This window comes from Glycocaulis abyssi, from assembly GCF_041429775.1.
Classification (GTDB): domain Bacteria; phylum Pseudomonadota; class Alphaproteobacteria; order Caulobacterales; family Maricaulaceae; genus Glycocaulis; species Glycocaulis abyssi.
Window position 1 is genome coordinate 97,937 of the sequence record NZ_CP163422.1, and the last position, 23,357, is coordinate 121,293.

Sequence of the window (23,357 nt, forward strand, 5' to 3'; positions counted from 1 at the left end):
AAGACGGCGAGATCGTCGACACCACACCTCTGCTCGACAAGGACGGCAACTACGTCGTCTGCCCCGAAGCAATCGCAGCAAGAGAAGCCCTCTTGACCCGCCTTCTCCTGCTCCCTGAATGCCTGGGCGCTCTCGACCAGCTCGTTCTTCATTTCGGTACTGATCGCCTTGCCGAATGTACCTGCCGCTCCCGTCGGCTGGTCATGGACAATGGATCCCGCGCGCTTGTAACCCGGCGGCCAGTTCAAACCCGGCTGAAGCAGCGCGCTTCATGGCAGGTGATGCGGATCTGCTCGTCTTCTCCGACGCTGGCGGTACGGGCCGTTCCTATCACGCCAGTCTCGACCACAAAAACCAGAAGCGTCGCAGCCATTATCTTATCGAACCGGGTTGGCGCGCTTCCAAAGCAATTCAGGGTCTTGGACGCTCGCACCGTTCCAATCAGGCGGTACCCCCGCGCTTCCGGCCGGTATCTACAAATCTCGCCGGGCAGAAGCGCTTCATTTCCACCATCGCCCGCCGTCTTGAGGTGCTTGGGGCCTTCACCAAAGCCGACAGACGTTCGGCCGGCGACCAGCTCTTTTCCGCCCTGGACAATCTGGAAGGCCCATACGCCTTTGGCGCCTATCGCAACTGGGTTCATCAGCTCGCCTCGGGAAAAGCGTGTATCTCTGCAGCTAAATTCGAGGAGCTCACTGGTCTCAAACTGACCGCTAACGCAGCCGCGATCTCTGACCTGCCTGCCATAACACGCTGGCTAAACAGACTCCTGGCGCTGCCTTTCGCAACGCAGAACGCCATCTTCGCAGAATTCTTCGGCCTGCTGGAAGCCTCGCTCGAACAGGCAAAATCACAAGGTATCCTCGATCACGAGATATCCATGATCACCGCCGATGAAATCCGTTTGCTTGAACGCCATCAGCTCCCTGCCGATCCAGAAGCTTTCTTGCCCGGCTATGTCTCTGTCTATGAGACAACCGACATCCTCCACCCACGCTCCTTGGATGCTCTATCAATCGATCCGGACTTCACATCGGGCTATTTCAAGGACCGTAAAACACAAACGCCCATCCTCGCGTCCATGCCCCGGCTGGCTGCAGGAGATAACGGTATTCCCTACACCGTCCTCACGCTCGACAGCCCCTCTTCACGCTGGCATCAGTCAGAAAACGTCCTCATCATGCGCTACGATGAGATCGATCGGGAAGAGTTCACGCGCCTCTGGGAAGCCGCTCAATCCAAACCGGCTCAAATCCTGAAACGCCTGGTCCATATCCTCCACGGTGCCAGCCTTCACCTATGGCGGTCATTCGACTCCTCGGACATCTCCGTCCGTCGCATAATGGATGACAACGGCGATTCCGTTGTCGGCCGGCTGCTCACTGCCAACCAGGCCCAAATGCTTGCCGATATCGAAACCCGTCAGAAACCCGATCACCTTATCTCCCAGCTGAGAGAGGGGCGATCCATAAGCCACACCGCTTCTCGCCTTCACCTTGTGCCCACTCGCTTCATGGACAAGCCCGTGATCGAGATTCGTGGCTGGAAAGCCGACGATCTTCCATTCTGGACCTCCCTAGGTGCCCAAGCGCAACGCCATTCCTACCAGATGCGCCTCACGGTGCCAGATCAGGAAGCCCTGGGCTTCCTTCAACGGCTACAACAATCCCGGCCCGATCTCGTCTTGGCGGCCTGACGTATGATTATCCCTGCACGCGTCCCCTGGGGTAGGAGAACTCTTAACTCAATCGCTCTATTACAAACATTGGGCTCTCTGGACAGTCGCCTATATCTGTTTTGTTGTTAGACACGCACTGAACTCAAATATTGAACGCCGGAGTGCAGAGTTTTCAGGCGCAACACATTCTTGTGAAAGGCTCTCCAATCAAATGCGGGACCAATCGGGTCTTAGGTAAGCTCGCGCGTCCTGTTGAGGGCACCAGCAGCTCCGTGCGTATAGCCTATCAGGTAACCTGTTCTGCAGAAGCGGGGGCAAGCGGCATGTCCGAAATTACAGCGCGTTCCGGGGACGAAGCCGGTTCCGAGACCATTCTTACGATACCGGGAATGGGCAGTGATCACTGCGCAGGCATCGTGTCGGAATCCATCCGCCGGCTCCCTGGCATCGCCAAGGTAAAGACCAATATCGCCGCCCATCGCGCCAGCGTGCGCTTCGACCCCGCGCAGACCGGTCCCGAGGCCATCCGCACGGCGGTGGAGAAGGCGGGATATGAGGTTGACGCGGTTCGAACGGCCTCTTCGGCGCACGACAGTGAGGATGCCGAAGAACGATATCTTGCCCTGGCGGTGAAACGGCTTTGGATCGCCGCAATTCCCGCGACGCTGATCATGCTGCTGATGATCCCGCACATGTTCTGGCGCCCGGTGCCGGGTTACCTCGCCATCGTTGCGGTTCTGGCCTTTCCGGTCGTGTTTCTTTATGGCGGCTGGGCGACGCACAAATCAGCCTGGCGCTCGCTGACCAACCGCACCGCCAATATGGATGTGCTGATCTCCATGGGCAGTCTGCCGCCCTATCTGATCGGGCTGGCCGGTTTCATCTGGCCGATGACCAGCTTCATCGAGATGGCAGCCACCATCATGACCTTCCACCTGCTGGGGCGCTATCTGGAAACCCGCGCCAAGGGCAGGGCCAGTCAGGCCATCAAGCGGCTGCTGGCGTTGGGGGCCAAGACCGCAACCGTGATCCGCGATGGACGCGAGGTGGACATCCCGGTCGCTGAGCTGGCTATCGGCGATGTCATGCGGGTGCGCCCGGGCGCCAAGATTCCCACCGACGGTGAGGTGGTTGAAGGCACGAGCCATGTCGATGAATCGCTCGCCACCGGCGAGCCGGTTCCTGTCGAAAAGCAGCCCGGCGATGCGGTTCTCGGCGCGACCATCAACAAGGAAGGCGTATTGACCGTGCGCGCGGCGCGCGTTGGAGCAGACACCTTTCTGGCGCAGGTGATCCGGCTGGTAGAGGAAGCGCAAAGTTCAAAGGTGCCGATCCAGGAGTTCGCCGACCGGCTGACCGGGCGCTTCGTACCGGCGGTGATCGTGATCAGCCTCGCCAGTTTCGCGGCATGGCTGGGCTTTGCCGAGCAGCTGCGTCCGATACTGGAGTGGGGCTCGGGCTTTCTGATGTGGGTGAACCCGGAGATCTCGCCCCTGCCTGCGGCCCTGCTGGCTGGCATCGCGGTTCTGGTGATCGCCTGCCCCTGTGCGCTTGGACTGGCTACGCCCACCGCGCTCATGGTGGGCTCCGGTCTGGGGGCGGAGCGGGGCATCCTGATCCGTTCCGGTGAAGCGATCCAGACGCTGAAAGACATCAAGCTGGTCGTTCTCGACAAGACAGGCACCATTACGATGGGCCGGCCTGCTCTGGTGGGCGTATCCGCTGCTGACGGCGTGACGGAGGACGAGGCGCTGCGCCTGGCCGCCAGTGTTGAAGCAGGCTCTGAACACCCGCTGGCTGAAGCGATGCGCAAGGGCGCTGAAGAAAGAGGCGTCAGCCTTACCCCTGTCAAAGGCTTCAAGGCGCACGCTGGCAAGGGGGTCGAGGCCCAGCTGGACGCTGAAACCGTGCGCGTCGGCAACCCGCGTTTCCTGACCGAAAACGGTGTTGATGTTCCCGACACGCTGCTGGACGCCCTCGCGGGGTACGAAAATAACGGGCAAAGCGCCGTACTTGTCGCGCGTAATGATGACGCCGTCGGTGTCATCGCGGTTTCCGACACGCTGAAGGCGGATTCCAGGGCCGCCATCGCAGCCCTGCACGCCATGGGACTGCACACGGTGATGATCACCGGCGATAACGAGCGAGCTGCGCGTCATGTCGCCGCTCAGGTCGGGATTGACCAGGTTCTTGCCGGGGTGCTGCCCGAAGGCAAGGCCGACGAAATCCGCCGCCTGCAGGAGCAGCATGGCCCGCATGTCGCCATGATCGGAGATGGCATCAACGATGCGCCAGCCCTGAAACAGGCCAATGTCGGCATCGCCATCGGCGCCGGGGCCGATGTCGCCATCGAGGCCGCGGATGTGACACTGGTGAGTGGTGAGCTGGGCAAGGTGGTGGAAGCCATACGGCTTTCGAAGGCGACTTTCCGCAAGATCGTGGAGAACCTGTTCTGGGCGTGGTTCTACAATCTGGCCGCCATTCCACTCGCTGCAGTCGGCCTGCTGCACCCGATGATCGGCGTCATCGCGATGACGGCCAGCTCTCTGTCGGTGATCGGCAACTCGCTCCTGCTGAAGCGGGCCAGATTGAGCGACTGAGCCTGAACGTCAGGCTCCCCGGTTAGCGGAATAGATCGAAATCGAGCCGGTGACAGTCGGGACAATTTTCGTCTCCCGAACGTCTTCAAATCCGGCCTGCTCCATCAGCAAGGGCAGCACGCCATCTGCGTTCGGGATTGTATCTTCAATCCCGTCCAGTCTCTGCACGGTGTTGCGGAACAGGGTCCGCATTAGCTTTGTCCTCTGCAAACCGTAATCGGCGATCACCAGCCGTCCTCCTACGGGCAGAATATCGAAAGCCTGCGACAGGATGCGGCGCTTCTCCGCCATCGGCACCTGATGCAACACCAGGCTGCTGGTGATCACGTCTGGCTGCCAGCCGTCAGGCAGGCTGGCCTCGCCAAAAAATCCCTCGATGAAAGTTATTCGCGCCTCGCGCTTACGTGCCTTGCGCTTCGCACGTGCCAGAACGGACGGGTCAGGATCAAGACCGGCCAGGTCCGCGCTAGGCTCCGTACCGCTTATTGCCAGCAGCAAGGCGCCGGTGCCGCACCCGATATCGAGTATCCGCATGCTGCGCTGGGGGGCGATGTCGCGGACAAGGGCGGTCCGCCACACCTTTTCACGCGTCATCAGCGCGATGGCTGCGTCGTAGGCGGGGGTCAGCCATGCCTTGCCGAGGGCGGGCGTGAAGGTTTGCGGGGCAGGGTCGGCCATGGTGGTGATCCTTGCTTGGAGCAGTGGGGTTGTGGGCGGTGTTGGACCAATGATCAGGTCGAGTTCGGGTCAGCAGTCGAGGCGATACGGTTGATGATCGGGCAGTCTGGACGGTCATCGCCTCCACAGGCCCTGGCCAGCGTCTCCAGTGCTGCAATCATCGCATTAAGTTCGGTGACGCGGGCACGTAGCTCCTTGATATGTCCGTTGGTGAGGTGTTTCACATCGGCGCTGGAGCGTGAGCGGTCCTGCCACAGGGCGAGCAGGGCCTTCACATCCGGCACCGAAAAGCCCAGCCGCCGGGCCGCGCCGATAAAGCGCAGCGTGTGGATGTCCTGCGGCGTGTAGACGCGATAGCCATTGGCCGTGCGCCCTGGCTGGAGGAGGGTAATCTCCTCGTAATAGCGGATCATCTTGCGCGAAATGCCGGACGCCTTTGTCGCTTCGCCGATATTCATCGCACCCGGCTCCTAAATCACGCCATACATGCGCAGCGGCATCCAGATCGCCATGGCGATCATGATCAGGTTCTCGGTCAGCGAGATGAAGCCCAGCGGCACGCGGCTCTCTCCACCCATGCAGGCGCATTTCAGCTTGCGCCGCTCGATATAGACGGCCCTGAACACCGAGACCGCGCCAATAGTGCCGATAAAGAGGGCGACCGGGGAGGCGAGCCAGATCAGGCTGCCCGCCAGCATGAGAAGACCTGCACCGGCCTCCGCAAACGGATAGATACGCCCATAGGGCACCCAGCGCCGCGCCAGCAGGTCGTAATTGAGGAACATGGTAGCGAAGGCTTCAATATTGGTCAGCTTCTGCAGGCCCAGCAGCACCATCGCGATGGCGATGAAATATTCCACCGTGTGCAGGCCGACGATAGGCATGTTCGATTGCCAGGCGACGGCGAGGGCGAGCAGGGCCGATATCGAGAACAGCGCAATCACGGGCGTGTAGGTCGTTTCCTTTTTCGGCTTTGCCACACCCAGATAGGCTTCCAGCGCCTCATAGCCGCCGACGCGCTGGCCATCGATGAAAGTCTGCGGCGTGGTCTTCACGCCATGCTCGGCCTTGAACGCGTCTACAGCCTCGCGGCTGGTCAGGAGGTGGTCCTCAACTTTGTAGCCCTTGCTGCGCAGGAGATGACGGCTCTTCAGCCCGTAGGGGCATTTATGCTCGGGCGTTTCCATGCGGTAGAGCTTGGCGGTCTTTCCGGTCACTGGAAGTTTCCTTTCAACGGTATGCGGGGTCGGCTGGCGCGTACCGTGAACCTTACCACCATGGGTGGGTCAAGGGCCGCGATGTAAGGGTCTGCACGACTGGATATGACAGGTCGGCCAGTGCCCGCTTTTTTGCTTTTACGCGACGAACTGCGGGATAGTTGTGGGCCCTTGGTGAGCTCACTGTGATGTGAGGTGACGCGCGCCGTTTCATGATCGACATTCGTGAGATGACGGATCGCTCTCTCGGCCAGGTTATAAAACGACCGGTGGAACCAGATCGCTTGGCCGGTGTGTTTGCGGGCGGCGGCGCGCTGGCCGCGTTATCCGGGTTGGCCGGCGCAACCTGTTGCATCCTCCCGATAGCCTTGGCCAATCTCGGGGCGGGAACGGCCTTGCTCCTCCACTTGCGTTTCTTTGTCCGTAACCAGCTCTGGTTATCCGCAGCCGCTTTGGCGCTTGTCGCGTTGGCCGGATATCTCGCGTTCCGCGGAGGGCGCAAACCGTCCCGGATCGTGACCGGGGTCCTCGTCCTGTCTGGCCTACTTGCCGCTGCGTCGCTCATTGTGCCGCACTTTGAGACGGAGCTTATGCGCTGGGTGTATGGACGATGAATGCGATCCTGACCCACTCGACGCTGACCTGCCCTGAATGCGGCCACGTTTCCCGAGACGAAATGCCGACCGACGCTTGCCAATTTTTCTACGATTGCAAGGGATGCGGCGCCGTGCTGCGTCCGGAGGCGGGTGATTGCTGCGTCTACTGTTCCTTTGGCGATGTTGCCTGCCCGCCTGTCCAAATGGACAAAGGCTGCTGCGGCACCTGATCCAATAGGGCGCGGGGGTACGCTTTGCCCACGCAGATCGAGGTCATCACACAACGACAGGCACACTCTTCACGATCCCCTGGGCCATTTCGGCAAACACATCCGCCTTGCGGCGTTGATCAGGATGAGGTGATTGGTCGGCTTAAGGTTGATCAGCGTTCTAGATGGCCTGACGGTCTTCCGTGTTGATTATGACGATCAACGCGATCCCGCAGGACAGTGGACAAGTGTTGGTTGGCGCGTCAGACGCCCTGACGCACCGTATTGATCCGCTCAGCGGTGCCAGTGGAACGTATTCTGCCCGGGTTAAGCAACGCGCGCAGGCGTGGTTTCAGGGCAAGCGCCGGTTTTTCGACCCAGACACGCATCAACCAGCCAGTCAGCAATGCTGCCGGTGCCATCACTACAAGCAATGTGAATGCTCCCGCCCCGGGATGGAGTGCGAGCACGATCTGGCCTATCGGCCAGTGCAGGATGTAGACGCCGTAGGATACGTCCTCGACCTCACGCACGGCCACGCCGATATGGCCTGGAATGCGCAGGAAGCCTGCCCACAGCGTGACATATCCCATCGCCAGCTGACCGGCGATCATGGCGGCAGGCGTGTCCTTGAGGGCAAAGGCGAAGAGGACAACCAGCAAGCAGCCGAGCGGCGTCAGGGCAATCCGGTCGCGCAACGCGAAGAACGCCGCCCCGGCCATGAAGGCACCGCCGAACCGCGCGGACGCATCAACCGTTGCCGCGCCGATCCCGTCCCATGGCTGTATCATGTGAACGACCGAGAATGCAGCGGTTCCCATAAACAGCGCCACAATGATGGATGGGCGGCGGAACAGCCCCACTGCCGCCAGAATGCCTGCGGCAAGGTAAGCCAGCAATTCATAGCGGATTGTCCAAAGCGGGCCGTTCATTTCCTGCATTGGGTGCGCCGAGAAGACGCCCGGAAGGCTGGCTTGCGGATCGACCTGGGAAAGCAACAACAGAGGGAAAACCCAAGTCTCACCCTGTGCAAAATAGCCTCCCGGCCCTAAGCCGCTGAAAAGCGGTCCAACGAAGAGCCAGAGCAGAAGCACTGCAAAAATCAATCCGGGGAAGATGCGCAGGAACCGGGACAGGGCGTAGCTTGTCATGTCGGCAGAGCGCATCAGGCTCGCGGCGATCATGTAGCCTGACAGAATGAAGAACCCGTCGAGCGCGAACTGTACGGCGACATCGAGGGTTTCTTCAAACACGCCCGTGATTGGCAATCCCATGGGCAACATGATCGCGTGCCCGCCAAGCACAAGAAATGCGAAACCGATGCGGATGGCCGTGAAATTGTTGGCATGATCCTCCAGACGGCCATGGCCATTTGAAAGCATCGCACTGGACCATTTCGGAACACTCATACGCCATCTCCCCGTTCACGAGACAGCAAGTGCAAGACTCAGTCCGCATTTATCCCGGAAATGAGGGACCGCGCCGCCGGTAGCGTATTCGTTCACAAGCAGCAACACATCGCGGGTGTTTGACGAATGATACTCCTGAGGATCAGAGGCGCGTTGGCGTCTGGAGCGATAGCGCTGGCCGTTTCCGGATGCGCCAGCATCGCGCCTGACTCCAGCTTTGCAGAGGTCTCGGCGCTGGTTGAAGCGCGCACCGGCGCCGCGCCCGGCTGGGCAAGAACCGATGAGGATAGAGCCGCACTGTCCGCCTCGGTCGACAGCCTTCTGGAAGCACGGGTGGGAATGGATGAGGCCGTGGCCATCGCCTTTCTCAACAGTCCCGCCATCCAGTCCGATCTTGAGGAACTCGGCATAGCCAGAGCCGCATTTCTGTCTGCGGTATTACCACCCAACCCGGTTATCGAAGTGGTCCGCGCCGCCCGCGGCAACGAGCTGGAGGTGAAGGTCAGCGTATCACTCCTGGAGCTGTTGTTCTGGCCGCAGCGGGCAAGAGCTGGCGAAGCGCGCATGGACGCCGCGAGAGCCGACGCGGCGCGGCGGCTTGCTGAGGCGGCAGCAGATGTGCGGATCGCCTATGTGGATTACGTTGCAGCCCGCCAGGCGCTTGATCTTTACGAGCAGGCTGAAAGCGCGGGTGAAGCGGCCCGGCTGGCCGCGCAGGCGATTTATGCTGCAGGCAATATCGCACGTGTCGATCTGGACCGGCAGCGCCAGTTTGCAGCACGGATGACAGCGGAACGCATGCGTGCGGAAGGCCGCATCGGCCCGGCATTCGAGCGTCTGACCGCAGTCCTCGGCCTGGACGGACAGCAGGCGGCCGCGCTTCAGACATTGTCGCGTCTTCCTGCTCCGCCAAACAGGATGATTGATGCCGACCGGGTAGCAGAGGAGGCCGTCAGTGACAGCTTCCCGGTAGCCGTGGCGGAAGCGAGGCTCCGGGAAGTGGCCTCGCGGCGCGGCATCAGGAATGTCGAAGCTCTGCTGGGTGATGTTGAACTGATCGGAGAGTTCGAGCGTCAGGGGCGCTGGTCTGAGGCCTACGGGCTGGGCTTTACGCTGCCGCTTGATCTGGGAGCCTCCGGACGCTTGCGGGCGGGCGCTGAGTTCAGACAGGCTTGGCAACAGCTCCAGCAAGCGCGCCTGGAAAGCCTGACCGCCAGCCGTTCAGCGGCCATGCGAGCAGAAGCGGCCCGTGAACTGGCGCTGTTCCATCGCGACGTATCCCTTCGGATTTCCGCCGATGTATTTGACGGCGTGGTCCGGGACTTCAATGCCATGCAGATCGGCATGTTCGAGCTTCTGCAGGCACGGCGCGACCGGGTCGAGGCGGGTCGCGACTATGTTCAGGCCGTTGCCGAATACTGGCAGGCACGCGCCGACCTTGAACGGCATGTCCGGCTGGCGGACATCGAGACTTCATCTGACCCGTCCCGTCGGCAGGAAACGCCCGCAAACGCTCCGTCTCCTGCAACACATGATCGAGCACACCAGCATGAAGGGCATGTTCACTGATGAGCGAGTTTCTACTTAGCCGTCGCGGAGCGATTGCCGCAGCCGGTCTGGCCGCAGCCGGGGCAGGTCTGGCAACGGGCCGCGCGAACGCCTCAGCGTCCAATCCCGGCCCCCATCATGCGCGCACTGTGGAACCCGGCGATTATCCTCCCGGAGAGCCCGGCGTTCACTACACGCCTGTCGTCACGCCGAACGGCTCAACGCTTCCCTACAGGCTCGTCGGCGGCGTGAAGGTGTTCCACCTTGTCGCTGAAGAGGTCGAACACGAGTTCGCGCCGGGGCTGACGGCTACCTGCTGGGGCTTCAATGGCCAGGTCCATGGCCCCACGATTGAAGCCGTTGAGGGCGACCGGGTGCGGATTTACGTCACCAACCGGCTGCGCGCGGCGACATCGGTCCATTGGCATGGCCTGATCCTGCCGTCCGGCATGGATGGTGTCGGCGGCCTGACGCAGCCGCTGATCCGTCCGGGCGAGACGTTCCGGTATGAGTTCCCGCTCGTGCAGCACGGAACGCAGATGTATCACGCCCACCACGACGAAATGACCCAGATGGCAATGGGAATGATGGGCATCTTCGTCATCCATCCCCGCCGGGCTGAGCGGCGTGTTGATCGCGACTTCGCCCTGCTTCTGTCGACGTGGAAGATCAGGCCGGGCGCGCGCCGTCCCGATCCCAACGAGATGACGGATTTCAACATTCTGACGATCAACGCCAAGGCCTTTCCCGGCACCGACCCGCTGGTGGTGAGGCAGGACCAGAGAGTGAGAATGCGCGTCGCCAACCTGTCGGCGATGGACCATCACCCGTTCCACGTGCACGGCCACACCTTCCAGGTTGTCGGCACTGACGGCGGCGAGATACCGGAAGCGGGGCGCTGGCCGGAAGCCACCGTCCTCGTGCCTGTGGGCTCTGCACGCACCATCGAGTTTGTTGCAGACAATCCCGGTGACTGGGCCGTTCACTGCCACATGACCCATCACGTCATGAACCAGATGGGACACGATATCGAGAACATGGTCGGAGTAGACCAGTCATCGTTCGCCGGGCTGGTTGGAGATCTGGTGCCCGGCTACATGGCGATGGATGGCAACGACATGGCGGCCCACGGCGAACATGTCGAAATGGGCCATATGGCCATTCCGGAGAACTCCATCCCGATGGTGGGAGCACAAGGCCCGTTCGACTATATCGGCATGGGCGGGATGTTCACGATCATGAAGGTGCGCCCCGGCATCACGCGTTATGACGATCCGGGCTGGTACAGGGCGCCGGACGGGACCACGGCACGCGTGGCAACGCCCGGCGAACTCTCGCGGGACGGTATCCGCACCTGACGGACTTCCACATCCGCTTCAGGAATCCTCCGGCAGCTGGAGCGTTCGCGCCAGCGCCTTGCGGGCACGATACAGGCGGTTCTCGACAGCCTTGGCACTCATTCCGAGAACGGCTCCGGCCTCAGCCATGGTGAGACCGTCGAGGGCGGTGAGCAGCAATGGCGCCTTGAGACCGTCCGGCAGGCTCGAGATGGCAGCATCGGCCCGGCGTAGTTCATCGCGGTCCAGAAGCTGAGTTTCAGGACCGGCCTCGAGCGAGGGCGGATCAGCCTGCCTTTCGGAAATCTGACCCAGCGCCATCATGAAACGGCGAACCTTCCGGCGTCGCGCCATATCACGGCACTTGTTCAGGGCAATCGCGCGAAGCCAGACGTCGAAAGCCCGGCCGGTATCGAACCGTGCCAGGGCCTGCCAGGCCGAGATGAACGTGAGCTGCACAATCTCCAGAGCATCATCGCTATTGCCGCTGTAGCGGCGCGCAAAGCGGTACAGCCCGTCCTTGTGGCGTGTCATCAACTGCCCATAGGCGCGCTCTTCACCCGCGAGAGCGCGGTGAACGAGATCGGTGTCGCTGTCTTGTGGCTCCCCGGTCACCAGTCCTGATCGGTCAGGGAAGCGGTTACGGTCGCATCAAAATGTTCTCTCTGGCTGGCATCGAGTATCTCGCGCACATCGAGAACATAGCGGATTGTCTCCAGCTGAAGTTCGCCCATCGCGTGATGGAAGTCATGGATCGCCGCGCGAACATTGTCGTCGAGCTGGTGGTCTGCCTCGATGGCTGCCGCCAGCCGGGTATTCGCCGCGCGCATTTCGCGTTCGCGGGCCTGGCGTTGAGCGGTATAGCGCGCCTCGATCTCGGCGACGCGGGCTCTCTGCCCGGCGGACAGGTCCAGCTCGTGATGTATGATGCGGTGAAGGGATGGCTCTGCTGCAGCGGACGAGAAGTAATGTGTGGCGCACCAGGCCGCAAACACGCCTGCAAGGACCGCGAGGACGAGGCTTAGAGCGAGGTAGATACGAAGTCGTGTCATCGGCTTGTTCCCGTCAGCAATGTCGATGGAGCAAGCGGGGTGTTGGTGGAGAAAACCGCCATATCTTCCACCGTATGCCGTGGTGGCGCGCTAAGGAGCGCCGTGGCAAAGCCGAGCGCCAGCGCCGAGGCCGTTGCGGTTACAGGAAGTGCGCGCAGCCAGGCCGTTACCCGGCCAGATTGCATGACTTCGATCCGGCTCCAGACGCGCGCTTCCAATCCGGTGAGATCGCGGTCTGGCTCCGTCCTGAGTAGGCGGTTCAGAAGATTATCCAGCTGGTTCATGGTTTTCGCCTCATGCGTCCTACGATTTTACGTCCCGGCGCGGCATGTCCCTCATCTGCTGGTGCCCACCGGCCGGTAACGGCGCGGCGTTCCAGCTGAAATGATCAGTCAGAGGCCGGGAAGGGATAACGCCCGCTAATGCGTAAATACTCCAGAAGCGCCTGATCAGGGAGAGCAATCGATGCCATTACTCAGACTCGCAATAGCCAGCGCCGCCGTCATGTTGCTGGCCGCCGCCGCGTTCGCACACACGGTGATGACCCATTCCAGTATCCGCGATGGTGACGTGCTGGGCGAAGCGCCTTCGTCGTTCGATTTCGGCTTTGCCGACCCCGTCTCTCTCGTCGGGCTTGAGCTTGCCGTTGTCGACGGAGACGCAATCGATATCGGGTTTGAGCGCGTTCGGGGAATTCAGGACGAGTTTTCGGTACCGTTCCCGCCGCTCGAAGAGGGCAATTACGTAATCCGGTGGCGCGCCGCGGCGCAGGACGGCCATGTCATGCGCGGCGAAATAGCCTTCGAGCTGAACGCCGACGCACACGCCGATGAGCACGGGCAACAGTCTTCCGGACACGACGATCACCACGACCATCACCATGATCATCACGATGAGGGCGCGCACGATGATCATGCAGGGCATGGTGATATGGTAGGGCTGATCCGGTCAGTCCCGTCCGATGGTGCCATTGTCGATAGCGGTCTCGAGCGGATCGAGCTGCATTTCGATCACCCGATGGCCGTGCGGTCGATCCAGCTGTCTACGCTCGCGATGGAGCGGATTACCGTTGAGTTCGAGGCGCAGGAGGCCCCAGTCACCTCCATTGAGGCCGCTACCGAACCTCTTGACCCCGGCGAATACGAGTTGAGCTGGCGGGCTGATGGTGGCGACCATGAGATGAGCGGGACTGTCCGCTTCACTGTCGAGTAGAGTAGAGGCGCTGGCGCTTGATGCAGGTGCGCGTGCGATCAGCCAGAATGGGGCGGGGTTATACCCAGTACGGCGACGCACGCCACCACGCCTGCGCCGAGACCGGCCTCCACCAGTACCGCCCATCGTATCCGCCCGGCGGCCTGATCGGTCAGGCGCTGGGCGAGCGCTGGCGCAAGAACGAAGCGGTTGAGCGCCGCAAGGCCTACCATCCCGGCAAACAGGGCGAGCTTGACGATCAACCAGCTGCCATAAGCGGTCTCCAGCGTCGACATCACCCGGCCCGGCCCCGCAACAAGCACGGTGTTGGTCACGCCCGTGATGACCAGCGCCGCGACGGCAACGCTCCCGATGCCGGAAAAGCACGACAGGAGCTGAGCGGTCCGCTGGCGGTAGTCTCTCGACGCAGCCTGCGGAGCGAACAGCCGCGAAAGAAAGAGGCCGAGCGCACCCAGCCACACTGCCGCTGCGAGAATGTGGGCAACGGTAGAGGCCTTGTGCAGCCCGCCTTGCAGGCCCTCACCGGACGCGGCATGGCCGGTCCAGGCGAAACTGGCGAGCGCTGCAGCGAGGAGCGCAAGGGCGGCCCATGCTCCAGACTGTCCGCGCCAGACCAGAAGCGCGCCGAGTGCCAGACCGGCAAGGATCGTGCGCGCGAGGAAACCCAGGGCCGGATCGAAGGTCGTCAGAATGAAGACCGCTCCATCCGGCGAGAACACCTCAGGCCACGAGTCCAGAACCGCGTGAGAGAAGATCAGACCATTTGCAAGAGCTCCGGCGGCCAGCAGGCCGCAGCAGAGCGCGAGGGCCATCCGGCTTGCCCTGCCGGGTTTTTCCCCCGCCCAGAGCAGGGCCGCGAGAACACCGGCACCAAGCAGCCCCGTTCCGTATTGCAGTGTGCGAACAGTTATCTCCGCAGCGTCCATGATGCCCACTCCAGCGGTCTTGCACTACGGGCCTATACGCGCCGGACCCCGACGTCACTTCGTCCCGTTTCACCTGGTCCGGGAAGGGCATCGCCCCGACCGGGCGCCATCACACCTGACAGCCTTCAATGATAGCAAGGAGAAGAAGATGACCTTTGTTTCGCTCGGAGCCCGGCTTGCCGCCGCCACGCTTTTCGGCCTCTGCACGACCGCCGCCCTGGCACACGAGGTGGAGGTTGTCGGCGATGGCCGCTATCTCGTGATTGTTGGCTTCGTTAACGAGCCGATCTTTACCGGTGAACGTAACGGCCTTGATCTGATCATCCGCCCTGCAGGCGAACGCGAAGCGATTCCTGGGCTGGAAGACGGACTGTATGCCGAGCTCATTGCGCCAGATGGCGAGACACGCAGAGCCTTCGATATACGCCCGCAATATCCGCATCCCGGACGCTATACCTTTGACGTGATGCTGACAGAGCCTGGCCGTTATCACGTGCGGGTGTGGGGCGAGATTCACGATGTCAGTTTCGATGTGACGCTGCCACTCGACGAGGTGACACCGATTTCAACGCTGCGTTTCCCAACGGAGTGATCCCAGCAGCAGCGCTCGCCGAGGACTCTAAAACGCTGCCAGACGCCCATTTTGAGTTTGTGCTGTCTGACCAGCATAGAATGCCGGGGCATTTGCAGGAGCCTTACTAATGCCTGCAAAGGGCAGGAGGTTCGGCGCCTAAACCACTCGAGGGCAGATGACGCCGTCTAATCGGCGATAGCGTCTCGGCAGATCTGAATACTCACTGCTACACGGCAAGCCCTTTGCAGTGATCACAGGCGAAAAAGCTACTTTCGGGCGGTTTGCTCGGGACCCCGGCGCATTGGGGTTGGGTCCTCCAAACTAGCAATGAGATCAAGGGTCTCATGTAGCCGTCCCTTGCCGCTGGAGCTGTCCAGTCTAATTCGCTGATATATCGTTTACTCTTGCCCGATTTATACGCCTGCTATAAACCGCCGCCATGGCAAAACCTTCGTCCAAAATAAGCGTAAGGGTCGCTATCGCTGCCGCCCATCAGAAGCGGCACGAACAGTTTCTCTATTCCCTGTCCACGAAATACAACACTCCAATATATACCGTAGGCTCGCTTATCGTTACACGTTGTACTAGCGCCGTTCTCGAAAACTTACCTCAGAATTTTTATGCGCCGCCAAATGATAGCGCTGTTTATGTGATTTCAATCCCTCGCATTCTTCATACGCATGTTCAAGAGATCATAAACGTTTCTATTACGACATTCTTCTATCACACGATGCACCTATTTTATACAGATTCACGTATTCAAACCGATGTCATGTATTCTCTCGCAGAATCGTTGGAAACGACCGTTTCTGAACTTTTCGCCTGCCTCCATGACAATACGCCTATACCGCCCGGCGCCACCACCATGAGCAAAGTGTAAAAGTCAGACAGCGGGACTGACAGGCTTTGGCCAGAGGAAAGGCCTCTGGAGCCTGCTCAGGAGACCCGCCATGCCTCGCAAAGCTCTACCGCGCACACAGCGCGCGGACATCTACGAAGAGATCACCAACAAGATCATCAGCCAACTCGAAGACGGCCGGCTGCCTTGGGTTCAGCCATGGGCTCGCAATGGAAATTCCTCTGTTGCCATGCCACTGAACGCCTCAACCGGCCGCACCTATTCCGGCATCAATATCCTGCTGCTCTGGGGCGCTGCCATCGAGCGGGGATTTGCCGGCCAAAGCTGGCTCACTTTCCGGCAGGCTCTTTCCCTTGGTGGAAATGTCCGCAAAGGCGAGCGCGGCACTACCGTGGTCTATGCCGACAAATTCGTGCCTCAATCCGAGAAGGACCGCGCTCTTCAGTCTGGCGACGAGCCTTCCGCCATTCCTTTTCTGAAACGCTTCACCGTTTTCAACGCCGATCAGTGCGAGGGGCTTCCCGAACACATTGCCCCCCAGGCTCCGCCAGTGCCGGAAGGCCTGATCGACCCCACGGTCCACGCAATCATCTCCGCAACGGGAATCGACTTTCGTATTGGCGGGGACCGCGCTTTCTATGTGCCACGTCATGACTACGTGCAGGTGCCACCACCCCAGGCCTATTTCGACACGATTGACTGGCATCGCACCGCCCTGCATGAGCTGGGTCACGCCACAGGTCATCCTTCGCGCCTTGACCGCGATCTCTCCGGCTCCTTCGGCTGCAGGAAATATGCTTTCGAAGAGCTCATCGCTGAGATGACAGCGGCCTTCACATGCGCCGCCCTTGGCATCGAGCCAACCGTGCGGCACGCCGACTATATCGGCTCCTGGCTAGAGGTTCTGCGAGAGGACAAACGCGCCATCGTCCGCGCTGCCAGTCAGGCCAGCAAGGCGGCAGACTGGATTCTCGCTTTCCGGCCGGCTCTTGAAGCAGATGCAGCGGGCGACCAACTCGAAGCCCAAGCAATAGCTGCTTGAGCATTATCAGTATCGTCGCATGCTCTGGCCAACCCCAGTTTTCCAGAAATTGCATATTACCGGATCGGCTAACCGGTTTAGCCCCCTGCCATATCTGCACCGGCGCCTTCTCCTTCGCATAAGCGCGAGGGGGAGGCGCCTACGGCGCTTTCAGCAAGGCTGAAAACCCACACGGGACCTTACAAGCTCACCCTTCAACACCTCTGCCTCAAATCTTTAAATTCCAATCTCAATTTATCGAATTGCCACCCCCATAAGTGCCAACCCGGATACGCATTTACCCGGACGGTCCATCCCGCTCTCAAATTCAAGAAATGAGGGAATGAAGTTGAACCTGATGATCGAGAAGCAGTTGGCGATACGCGCCAGACGGTCACCAGGATCGACAGGAGAGACTATTATGGCCAGCTTTGACATCACGGGCCACCTCGGCCAAGACGCCGTTATCCGCGAGATTGGTCGTGCTAACGGTTCGACTACAGAAGTCGCTTTCATCTCGATCGCGTCAAATGACTACGCCGGCGCCGATCGCCAGGGCAAGCCGATCTACAATGTGAACTGGTACGATGTAGCCACTTTCCGCAAGGATCTGATCAGCTTCCTGAAGAAGCACGGCAAGAAGGGCGCCATGCTCCAGATCCGTGGCGATATGGACAGCGAGCGCGTTCAGGCGGACGGCAAATACTTTTCCGTCACCCGCTTCCGCGTCGGCCAGACCGGCTTCATGACGCTGCTGCGCCCCGCCTCTGAGAAGAGCGCTGATGAACGTCAGTCATCCGCCGAGCAGCGGCCCGCATTCGCCTCCGATACGCTCGACGACAACATTCCGTTCTAGCGGACACCTAGCCAGCGGCAGTGCCATAAGGCGCTGCCGCCCGCTTTCCCACTTCACACACTCTGGAGGTTCGTCATGATGACGAATAGCGAGCGCGCCGAACGCGGCGAGGCTGCCGTTGACGGCTATCTGGCCTATGGCGGCGATCTGAGAGGCAGCTTCGACACCGAGGAACTGCTCCATGACGTTTTCACCGACCTGCACCATTGGGCGGTAGGGCAGGGCCTGTCTAGGCGTGATGTCGAAACCACCTTCGGCAAAGCCGCCCAATCCTATCTCGACGAACTGGCTGAAGACGAAGAAGGCGGCTCCTAGCCGCCTTCATTCCTTCCTCGTTCCTCAATCCTTGACACACATCTGCAGGGAGTCCCGCCATGCAGACCGCCCTAGATCTCGAAAACCCACATTGCGGGTATGCACCCCAGGACGCCGCGATCATCGCTGAGGCGCGCGCGGTGCTCCGCCGTTACATGATCCACCGGCCCCAGATCACCAGCTTTACCACCGCCAAGGATTATCTGCGTACCGCCTTCGCCGGGGAGAAGCAGGAGGTGTTCCGCGTCCTCTACCTCGATATCAAGAACAGGCTCATCGAGGACCATCTTGCAGGCCGCGGCACCGTAAATCACACACCTGTCTATCCGCGTGAACTGATCCGCCGTGCGCTGGAAGTCGGCGCATCCGCCATGATCCTAGCGCACAACCACCCATCGGGTGATCTCACGCCCAGCCACGCCGATATCGTAATGACCCGCAAGATCCTCGATGTCGCCAAACCCTTCGATATCGCCGTCCACGACCACTTCATCGTGGCCGGTGACGAAATAGGCTCCATGCGCTCTGCCGGTCTCATGTAGCCCGGCGCGCCGCTTCAACTCAATCGCACATTCCTGCAGGCCCGCGCCGCGCACACGCGCGCGCCCGGTCCTGCCCGCAACCCACGGAGATCCGCACCATGCAATCGCTCCACCTGCCCGAAGACCTCGTGCAAGACGCACTGGAACGTCTTCGCTCCACCCTCGAACACACGTTCGAGGACATGCACGAAGACCTTACTCAGACAGACCAGAGCCGGGCCGAGTACGAGGCGCTGATGCGCCGCTACTGGCCCTATCTGGGAATGACCGCGCCCCATCCCCTCTGGAAAGACCAGTCCATACCGGCCTTCGAGCTTTCGCCCGAGGATCAGGAGATCCAGAACCAGATCGGTGAGGCCGATGACACTGAAGGCCCCATACGTCTCTGGTCAGCACGCACCTACCGGCGCGAAATCATCATCGCGCGAGAGGATGTCCAGGTTAGCGCGCGTTCCGAACGCGAAGCGCTCGAAATCATCCGCGATGGCGAAGTCCTCGCCGCCACGAATTTCGAAATCAGCAACACGCTCGAAACCGAGGTGACCGAGATAACGATGCTCTGTGAAGCCTAGCCGTCACACAAACCCTCAATACCTCAACCGTCGCCTCAATCGCAACCCTTCCTCAACCCGTCCAAAAGGAAAACCGGGAAAGAATTCATGCTCATAAGGGCATGAAGAAAAGGCATGACGCCTGATCGGCCTCTTGGGCATAAACAGGAGATACCCATGAACAAGTTCATCATTTCCGGAAATCTTGGAGCCGATGCGGATATCCGCGAACGCGAGCACAATGGCGAAACGCGCCGCCATGCCTTCATCCGCGTCTGCTCGGAAACCTATACCGGCCAGAAGGATGGCCAGCCCACCTACCGCAAGGACTGGTTCTCGGTCGCCGTCTTCAATCAGGGCCTGGTCAACTATCTCGAAAAGCACGGCAAGAAGGGCGCTTACGTCCTCGTGGAAGGCGAGATGGAACTGCGCCGCGTCGATGAAGCGCGCGACGCTGCCGTCGAGACCCTCTACCGCGTAACGCAGAGCAACGGCTCCATCGAGCTGGTGAACCGCGCCAACTAACCTCGCCATACCCCCGGCCGACATGAAAAGGGCGCTCCCGAGGAGCGTCCTTTTCTCTTGGACCCCACCGCTCCGCATCAAAGCGAAAAATCAGGACGCCTCCAGCGAACCCGCAATGGAGGAAGCCATGTCTGTCAACTTCGCGGCCATCAAGACCCGTCCCACACGAGATCTTGAAGCCGAGTATTGGGGCGACGCCGACAAGCTCTTCGAGGGCCGCCGCCTGACGACCGGCAAAGTCGAGCTGATGAATGAATGGCGCTGCGCCCACTACGCCTTCGACGATATCGCCACCGATTTCGTGATCGATCGCAAGCGCTACACCGTCATCTTCAAAGGCCCACGTGCGGAAACCTGCGCCGGCGGACTACGGCGCGCCATTACCGACTACCTGGTTGAGGCCTACGAGAAGACCGAGGATCCAGCCATCTTCCGGACGTTCAAAATGCCGGTTCTCGTCACCGGCACCTGGAAGCCTCGCCACTGGCGCGATTCACGCGGCGTCTGGCGCCGCACGCATGAACTGATCGCCGCGAGCTGGTCCTATACCGATCCCAATACCGGCCAGCACATGGAAGAAGGGCGTAATCCGCGCCTCTGACCGTTTCGGCAGCGAAAAGCGAAGCGCGGTGCCAGCCCGCGCGAGCTGTGGGAGATGGGCTCCCCGGCCTATGGCGATAAGCCTTCGCTGCTGAAGGGAGTGAAGCTGATGTGGTTCTTACCGTTTAGCTTCTCTCTAGACGTGAAAAAGACCCGGACTAGCTGGCAAGTTAGACTCCGGGTCTCTCTCATCGCGTTCTAGAAAAACGGGGGTCGGGCGAAAGCTCGATCCCCACTCCCTCAATCTATCCCATCCCCAGCCATTTGTGAACCCGCTCGCACGGGCGCGCCGCCATGCGCGCACCCGCAGCGATGCTTCACCAGCAACAAGGAGTCCCGTCATGGACCAGTCCGTCACCATTCCCGTATCGTCCCTCGATCACGTCAAACTCGAATATGGCCCGCGCTTTGAATACGCGCCGGCCGAAGGCGAAACCAGAGGCCGTATCGGCCTGCCACCTGACGGCATCCCGCCCCATTTCTGGGGCATCTATATGCGCAGCTCTGATGGCCATGCTGTCCATATCGACAACGTGGCCGATGAAGACATCGCCCGCGCCTATGGTGCGATCTCCGAAGAGCTCCTGACCGACTCTGCCATGAGCCTCTGGGAAGCGGTCTGCACGGCCGAACCTGCCTCCCGTCTCGCCAACCACGCCGATCCAGTCCGCTCCATCAATGGCACCGCCTATCTTCGCGATCGGGTAGGGGCCATTGCCCGCGCCTGCCATATCGGCTGGATCGCCGCCCATAAGGGCGGCAATGGATATGATGACGCGTTCGACTGGGAGTTCTGCCCCTGGTTCCTCCTCGAATGCTGCAGCTGGGACGACAACGCCCTCTCACTCAAACCCGACTGGCTGGATACCTGTCTCGCCCTTGGCCGCTCTGGCTGAGCGCGACAACGCACAACGCCTCCATACTCTTCGAGGATGTATCTCTTTTCTGTTTTTCGGGCCGGGATGGTAATTCTCGCAATGGCTACGCCCATTCGAGACCGTCCGGCGGCAAGCCGGGAGCGGAGAGGAAGGGCAGGGGGCGCAGTCATCACCGAAGGCGGATCGATACCCCGCGCACCCTCTGAAGTGACCAGTAGTGCGAGGCCCCCTAATTTGCCCTTGGAGAGCCATGCCGGCTCCGGGTGGTCCAAGCAGCATCAATCGCGCATACAGCGTCTGGCGGGCTTTATACGGGCCTTCCAGACCGGCTGGGATTCTCTTCTGCCCTGGCGGGCTCCATCATCCCTGCCTCTGCCGTCTCGATCAGACATTCCCCATTGGGGCAGCTCTCGGGCTTTCCAGCTCTCTCAGCCCTCATCCGCTGAGGCGGATAACGACAGCCATGGTCCCCCGATCGGCCCGATCATACGTCTAGTCTCATGGCACCTCCCTCATCCCTTTCGATACCAGCACGCGTGCATCGCGTCGTAGATCCGGAGCCTGCAGCTTCGCGTTCCGGCCGGTGGCGTGCCCGCCAGTCTGTTCGATCTTGTCCTGTCCCGCGTAGGCTCTGTCTATTGCCCTCGATCGGCGGTCCCATCATCGCCCGATCGCACTGGTCAGATCTCTGGCATGGTTGAAGGTCATCCCCGGCCTGCAGCTCTATGCTGCGCGCGTCTATGTCACCCATCCCGCGCGCGCCTCTTGGAAAGCGGGCATTTCCTCACAGCGCCCGCTTCAAACGCTGGCCGGCCTTTTCCAGGTCCGCTCCTCTGGCGGCGGCCAGGTGCGTAATCGCAGCTTCGCGAGCTGGCGGGTTTCCTCTCAATCCCTCTCGAAACGTCATGCGGTGACGCAAGGGCTGCCGGACTTTGGCTTGCCTTTTTCGATGCAGAACCGAACGGCCTCGAATGGGAAAAGGTCTGCCCGAAGGACGGCTTCGCCTCGACCGGCTAAGGCGCAACAGCGCCGGGCCGATTTTTTCCCCTGCCAGCGCTACGCGCTGTCATTCCTCGCGAGGCAAAAAATAGTCCCTCTGCTGTCAAGCCGCTGCGCGGTGCGCCGCCGATCGCCTCCGGCCTGCGACCACCCATCGAGGCCGCACGGTGCGCCTCAGACAGAAAAAGGAAAGAAGCCATGTACGACGCTCATGACACCATCACCGCCAATGACGGCTACTCACTCGTATCTGAAACCCGCGACATTCCCACCGAAGACGCCATCGAAACGACCTTCACCGCTATCGCCAACGAGCTGGCTGATCTGGGTGCCGGCAATGCGCTCGAACCCGTCATCGCCGAACTGCTGGCCCGCTTCACCGGCGCCCTGTACGGCACGGCCGAGAATTACTCCCGGCGCCATGGCGAGCTGCAATCGAAAATCGTCGAACTCATCCAGTGCCAGGACGGTTCTGAAGTGAAGTCGGTCGAACTGGAAGAGGCCCGCACTGAAGCTGAACGTCTCGACGAGCTCATCGACGCCGTGAACAACGGACAGGAGATCATGGCACAGGGCTATGCCGCCCTGACCGGGGAACGCTGGAAGCCCGCACGCGGCTCCATCTACTCCAAGCGCAAGCACGCCAATGCCGCCGTCATCGAGGGCCGCGAATATCTCGCCAATCGGGAGAAAGCCGAAGCGCTGCGCGCCGTGCCGGAGGGGACAAAAGTGGCCGTCGTCGGCACCGCCAACTACACCGATCACGAGCAGGCCTTCGAGAAGCTCGACGCCATGCACGAAAAGGCCCCCGATATGGTCCTGATCACCGGCGGACAGAAGACCGGCATCGACAAGATCGCCGCCATCTGGGCTGGAAATCGCAATGTCCCGGTTCTGGTAGTGCGTCCCGACTTCAAGCGCCACGGCAAAGCCGCTGCCTTCAAGCGCGTCGATCACGTGCTCGATACCTTCAAGCCCGCCGCCGTCTTCGCCTTCCAGAAGCAGGGCGATCCCGCAGGTCTCGCGCTCAACATGGTCCAGAAATCCGAAGAGCATGGCGTCTTCACCCGCCGATTCGGTCAGAAAGCCGACTAGAACCCCAAAGCCTTCCATCCGCCGCCCGGCTTGGCCGGGCGGCTTTTCTTTTGGCTCGCGTGCGGACGAAGACGGAGACC

General features: G+C 60.9%; 25 protein-coding genes and 1 pseudogene. 18 read left to right on the forward strand and 8 right to left on the reverse strand.

Annotated features, from left to right (window positions below; genetic code table 11):
- Window positions 1–271: 271 nt before the first annotated feature.
- From AB6B38_RS14475 to AB6B38_RS14485, 3 genes and pseudogenes are all read left to right on the forward strand, one after another.
- Window positions 272–817: pseudogene (locus AB6B38_RS14475) on the forward strand (strawberry notch C-terminal domain-containing protein); the annotation flags it as partial.
- A 63-nt stretch (window positions 818–880) separates the two neighbouring features.
- A complete protein-coding gene (locus AB6B38_RS14480; RefSeq protein WP_371395264.1) occupies window positions 881–1,696 on the forward strand; it encodes a hypothetical protein in 816 nt (271 codons plus the stop codon).
- Window positions 1,697–2,001: 305 nt separating this feature from the next.
- On the forward strand, window positions 2,002–4,278 hold the full coding sequence (locus tag AB6B38_RS14485) for a heavy metal translocating P-type ATPase (protein WP_371395129.1): 2,277 nt from the start codon (window positions 2,002–2,004) through the stop codon (window positions 4,276–4,278).
- 9 nt (window positions 4,279–4,287) lie between these two features.
- Here AB6B38_RS14485 and AB6B38_RS14490 read toward each other — a convergent pair whose 3' ends face one another.
- Genes AB6B38_RS14490 through AB6B38_RS14500 form a run of 3 tightly spaced genes read right to left on the reverse strand, consistent with a single transcriptional unit; the run spans window position 4,288 to window position 6,143 of the window.
- Entirely contained in the window at window positions 4,288–4,956 is a 669-nt protein-coding gene (locus AB6B38_RS14490) for a class I SAM-dependent methyltransferase (protein ID WP_371395130.1), read from the reverse strand.
- A 53-nt stretch (window positions 4,957–5,009) separates the two neighbouring features.
- Window positions 5,010–5,414 carry a Cu(I)-responsive transcriptional regulator gene (gene cueR / locus AB6B38_RS14495; RefSeq protein ID WP_371395131.1) on the reverse strand — a complete coding sequence of 135 codons (405 nt, stop codon included), beginning with the start codon at window positions 5,412–5,414 and terminating at the stop codon, window positions 5,010–5,012.
- Window positions 5,415–5,426: 12 nt separating this feature from the next.
- On the reverse strand, window positions 5,427–6,143 hold the full coding sequence (locus AB6B38_RS14500; RefSeq protein ID WP_371395262.1) for a MauE/DoxX family redox-associated membrane protein: 717 nt from the start codon (window positions 6,141–6,143) through the stop codon (window positions 5,427–5,429).
- Window positions 6,144–6,385: 242 nt separating this feature from the next.
- On the opposite strand from AB6B38_RS14500, the gene AB6B38_RS14505 reads away from it, so the two are divergent.
- Both AB6B38_RS14505 and AB6B38_RS14510 read left to right on the forward strand, forming a co-directional pair.
- Window positions 6,386–6,787, forward strand: a complete 402-nt coding sequence (locus AB6B38_RS14505) for a hypothetical protein (RefSeq protein ID WP_371395132.1) — start codon at window positions 6,386–6,388, stop codon at window positions 6,785–6,787.
- Entirely contained in the window at window positions 6,784–6,999 is a 216-nt protein-coding gene (locus AB6B38_RS14510; protein WP_371395133.1) for a GDCCVxC domain-containing (seleno)protein, read from the forward strand. Before AB6B38_RS14505 ends, AB6B38_RS14510 begins: the two co-directional genes overlap by 4 nt.
- A gap of 242 nt (window positions 7,000–7,241) precedes the next feature.
- On the opposite strand, the gene AB6B38_RS14515 is transcribed toward AB6B38_RS14510, so the two are convergent.
- Window positions 7,242–8,387: an acyltransferase family protein gene (locus AB6B38_RS14515; protein ID WP_371395134.1), complete on the reverse strand. Its 1,146-nt coding sequence runs from the start codon at window positions 8,385–8,387 to the stop codon at window positions 7,242–7,244.
- Window positions 8,388–8,513: 126 nt separating this feature from the next.
- Here AB6B38_RS14515 and AB6B38_RS14520 point away from each other — a divergent pair, with 126 nt between their 5' ends.
- Together AB6B38_RS14520 and AB6B38_RS14525 are read left to right on the forward strand one after the other, a co-directional pair.
- Complete coding sequence (locus AB6B38_RS14520; protein WP_371395136.1) at window positions 8,514–9,956, forward strand: TolC family protein; 1,443 nt, start codon at window positions 8,514–8,516, stop codon at window positions 9,954–9,956.
- On the forward strand, window positions 9,956–11,293 hold the full coding sequence (locus AB6B38_RS14525; protein WP_371395137.1) for a multicopper oxidase family protein: 1,338 nt from the start codon (window positions 9,956–9,958) through the stop codon (window positions 11,291–11,293). Before AB6B38_RS14520 ends, AB6B38_RS14525 begins: the two co-directional genes overlap by 1 nt.
- Window positions 11,294–11,311: 18 nt before the next feature.
- Here AB6B38_RS14525 and AB6B38_RS14530 read toward each other — a convergent pair whose 3' ends face one another.
- Genes AB6B38_RS14530 through AB6B38_RS14540 form a run of 3 tightly spaced genes read right to left on the reverse strand, consistent with a single transcriptional unit; the run spans window position 11,312 to window position 12,608 of the window.
- A complete protein-coding gene (locus tag AB6B38_RS14530) occupies window positions 11,312–11,887 on the reverse strand; it encodes an RNA polymerase sigma factor (protein WP_371395138.1) in 576 nt (191 codons plus the stop codon).
- Entirely contained in the window at window positions 11,884–12,324 is a 441-nt protein-coding gene (locus AB6B38_RS14535; RefSeq protein ID WP_371395139.1) for a Spy/CpxP family protein refolding chaperone, read from the reverse strand. The genes AB6B38_RS14530 and AB6B38_RS14535 overlap by 4 nt, the downstream gene beginning before the upstream one ends.
- Window positions 12,321–12,608 (reverse strand): hypothetical protein, encoded by a 288-nt coding sequence (locus tag AB6B38_RS14540; RefSeq protein ID WP_371395140.1) that lies wholly within the window; start codon window positions 12,606–12,608, stop codon window positions 12,321–12,323. The genes AB6B38_RS14535 and AB6B38_RS14540 overlap by 4 nt, the downstream gene beginning before the upstream one ends.
- Window positions 12,609–12,789: 181 nt before the next feature.
- Between AB6B38_RS14540 and AB6B38_RS14545 the strand changes: the two genes are divergently transcribed.
- Window positions 12,790–13,536: a copper resistance protein CopC gene (locus tag AB6B38_RS14545; RefSeq protein WP_217979911.1), complete on the forward strand. Its 747-nt coding sequence runs from the start codon at window positions 12,790–12,792 to the stop codon at window positions 13,534–13,536.
- 38 nt (window positions 13,537–13,574) lie between these two features.
- Here the strand turns inward: AB6B38_RS14545 and AB6B38_RS14550 are convergent, their stop codons facing one another.
- Window positions 13,575–14,462: a CopD family protein gene (locus AB6B38_RS14550; RefSeq protein ID WP_371395141.1), complete on the reverse strand. Its 888-nt coding sequence runs from the start codon at window positions 14,460–14,462 to the stop codon at window positions 13,575–13,577.
- A gap of 148 nt (window positions 14,463–14,610) precedes the next feature.
- Between AB6B38_RS14550 and AB6B38_RS14555 the strand changes: the two genes are divergently transcribed.
- The 10 genes from AB6B38_RS14555 to AB6B38_RS14600 all read left to right on the forward strand — a co-directional run bounded on the left by AB6B38_RS14555 (window position 14,611) and on the right by AB6B38_RS14600 (window position 23,277).
- Window positions 14,611–15,054: a hypothetical protein gene (locus AB6B38_RS14555; protein ID WP_371395142.1), complete on the forward strand. Its 444-nt coding sequence runs from the start codon at window positions 14,611–14,613 to the stop codon at window positions 15,052–15,054.
- Between the two features lie 932 nt (window positions 15,055–15,986).
- Entirely contained in the window at window positions 15,987–16,937 is a 951-nt protein-coding gene (locus tag AB6B38_RS14560) for an ArdC family protein (RefSeq protein ID WP_371395143.1), read from the forward strand.
- Window positions 16,938–17,337: 400 nt separating this feature from the next.
- Window positions 17,338–17,772 carry a single-stranded DNA-binding protein gene (locus AB6B38_RS14565; protein WP_371395145.1) on the forward strand — a complete coding sequence of 145 codons (435 nt, stop codon included), beginning with the start codon at window positions 17,338–17,340 and terminating at the stop codon, window positions 17,770–17,772.
- Between the two features lie 75 nt (window positions 17,773–17,847).
- Window positions 17,848–18,087, forward strand: coding sequence for a hypothetical protein (locus AB6B38_RS14570; protein WP_371395146.1), 240 nt, complete (start codon window positions 17,848–17,850; stop codon window positions 18,085–18,087).
- Window positions 18,088–18,146: 59 nt separating this feature from the next.
- Window positions 18,147–18,629 (forward strand): RadC family protein, encoded by a 483-nt coding sequence (locus AB6B38_RS14575; protein ID WP_371395147.1) that lies wholly within the window; start codon window positions 18,147–18,149, stop codon window positions 18,627–18,629.
- Window positions 18,630–18,727: 98 nt separating this feature from the next.
- Window positions 18,728–19,201: a hypothetical protein gene (locus tag AB6B38_RS14580; RefSeq protein ID WP_371395148.1), complete on the forward strand. Its 474-nt coding sequence runs from the start codon at window positions 18,728–18,730 to the stop codon at window positions 19,199–19,201.
- Between the two features lie 156 nt (window positions 19,202–19,357).
- Window positions 19,358–19,705 (forward strand): single-stranded DNA-binding protein, encoded by a 348-nt coding sequence (locus AB6B38_RS14585; protein ID WP_371395149.1) that lies wholly within the window; start codon window positions 19,358–19,360, stop codon window positions 19,703–19,705.
- Window positions 19,706–19,832: 127 nt separating this feature from the next.
- Entirely contained in the window at window positions 19,833–20,306 is a 474-nt protein-coding gene (locus tag AB6B38_RS14590; RefSeq protein WP_371395151.1) for a hypothetical protein, read from the forward strand.
- Between the two features lie 340 nt (window positions 20,307–20,646).
- Window positions 20,647–21,201: a hypothetical protein gene (locus AB6B38_RS14595; RefSeq protein ID WP_371395152.1), complete on the forward strand. Its 555-nt coding sequence runs from the start codon at window positions 20,647–20,649 to the stop codon at window positions 21,199–21,201.
- A gap of 1,179 nt (window positions 21,202–22,380) precedes the next feature.
- Window positions 22,381–23,277: a DUF2493 domain-containing protein gene (locus tag AB6B38_RS14600; protein ID WP_371395153.1), complete on the forward strand. Its 897-nt coding sequence runs from the start codon at window positions 22,381–22,383 to the stop codon at window positions 23,275–23,277.
- Window positions 23,278–23,357: the final 80 nt, after the last annotated feature.

Coding starts and splice junctions, on each gene's coding strand:
- AB6B38_RS14570 (WP_371395146.1), top strand. CDS start 17,848: ATGATGACGAATAGCGAGCGCGCCGAACGCGGCGAGGCTGCCGTTGAC.
- AB6B38_RS14565 (WP_371395145.1), top strand. CDS start 17,338: ATGGCCAGCTTTGACATCACGGGCCACCTCGGCCAAGACGCCGTTATC.
- AB6B38_RS14520 (WP_371395136.1), top strand. CDS start 8,514: ATGATACTCCTGAGGATCAGAGGCGCGTTGGCGTCTGGAGCGATAGCG.
- AB6B38_RS14555 (WP_371395142.1), top strand. CDS start 14,611: ATGACCTTTGTTTCGCTCGGAGCCCGGCTTGCCGCCGCCACGCTTTTC.
- AB6B38_RS14510 (WP_371395133.1), top strand. CDS start 6,784: ATGAATGCGATCCTGACCCACTCGACGCTGACCTGCCCTGAATGCGGC.
- AB6B38_RS14480 (WP_371395264.1), top strand. CDS start 881: ATGATCACCGCCGATGAAATCCGTTTGCTTGAACGCCATCAGCTCCCT.
- AB6B38_RS14575 (WP_371395147.1), top strand. CDS start 18,147: ATGCAGACCGCCCTAGATCTCGAAAACCCACATTGCGGGTATGCACCC.
- AB6B38_RS14500 (WP_371395262.1), bottom strand. CDS start 6,143: ATGGAAACGCCCGAGCATAAATGCCCCTACGGGCTGAAGAGCCGTCAT.
- AB6B38_RS14535 (WP_371395139.1), bottom strand. CDS start 12,324: ATGACACGACTTCGTATCTACCTCGCTCTAAGCCTCGTCCTCGCGGTC.
- AB6B38_RS14590 (WP_371395151.1), top strand. CDS start 19,833: ATGTCTGTCAACTTCGCGGCCATCAAGACCCGTCCCACACGAGATCTT.
- AB6B38_RS14540 (WP_371395140.1), bottom strand. CDS start 12,608: ATGAACCAGCTGGATAATCTTCTGAACCGCCTACTCAGGACGGAGCCA.
- AB6B38_RS14550 (WP_371395141.1), bottom strand. CDS start 14,462: ATGGACGCTGCGGAGATAACTGTTCGCACACTGCAATACGGAACGGGG.
- AB6B38_RS14560 (WP_371395143.1), top strand. CDS start 15,987: ATGCCTCGCAAAGCTCTACCGCGCACACAGCGCGCGGACATCTACGAA.
- AB6B38_RS14505 (WP_371395132.1), top strand. CDS start 6,386: ATGATCGACATTCGTGAGATGACGGATCGCTCTCTCGGCCAGGTTATA.
- AB6B38_RS14515 (WP_371395134.1), bottom strand. CDS start 8,387: ATGAGTGTTCCGAAATGGTCCAGTGCGATGCTTTCAAATGGCCATGGC.
- AB6B38_RS14490 (WP_371395130.1), bottom strand. CDS start 4,956: ATGGCCGACCCTGCCCCGCAAACCTTCACGCCCGCCCTCGGCAAGGCA.
- AB6B38_RS14485 (WP_371395129.1), top strand. CDS start 2,002: ATGTCCGAAATTACAGCGCGTTCCGGGGACGAAGCCGGTTCCGAGACC.
- cueR (WP_371395131.1), bottom strand. CDS start 5,414: ATGAATATCGGCGAAGCGACAAAGGCGTCCGGCATTTCGCGCAAGATG.
- AB6B38_RS14580 (WP_371395148.1), top strand. CDS start 18,728: ATGCAATCGCTCCACCTGCCCGAAGACCTCGTGCAAGACGCACTGGAA.
- AB6B38_RS14545 (WP_217979911.1), top strand. CDS start 12,790: ATGCCATTACTCAGACTCGCAATAGCCAGCGCCGCCGTCATGTTGCTG.
- AB6B38_RS14595 (WP_371395152.1), top strand. CDS start 20,647: ATGGACCAGTCCGTCACCATTCCCGTATCGTCCCTCGATCACGTCAAA.
- AB6B38_RS14600 (WP_371395153.1), top strand. CDS start 22,381: ATGTACGACGCTCATGACACCATCACCGCCAATGACGGCTACTCACTC.
- AB6B38_RS14525 (WP_371395137.1), top strand. CDS start 9,956: ATGAGCGAGTTTCTACTTAGCCGTCGCGGAGCGATTGCCGCAGCCGGT.
- AB6B38_RS14585 (WP_371395149.1), top strand. CDS start 19,358: ATGAACAAGTTCATCATTTCCGGAAATCTTGGAGCCGATGCGGATATC.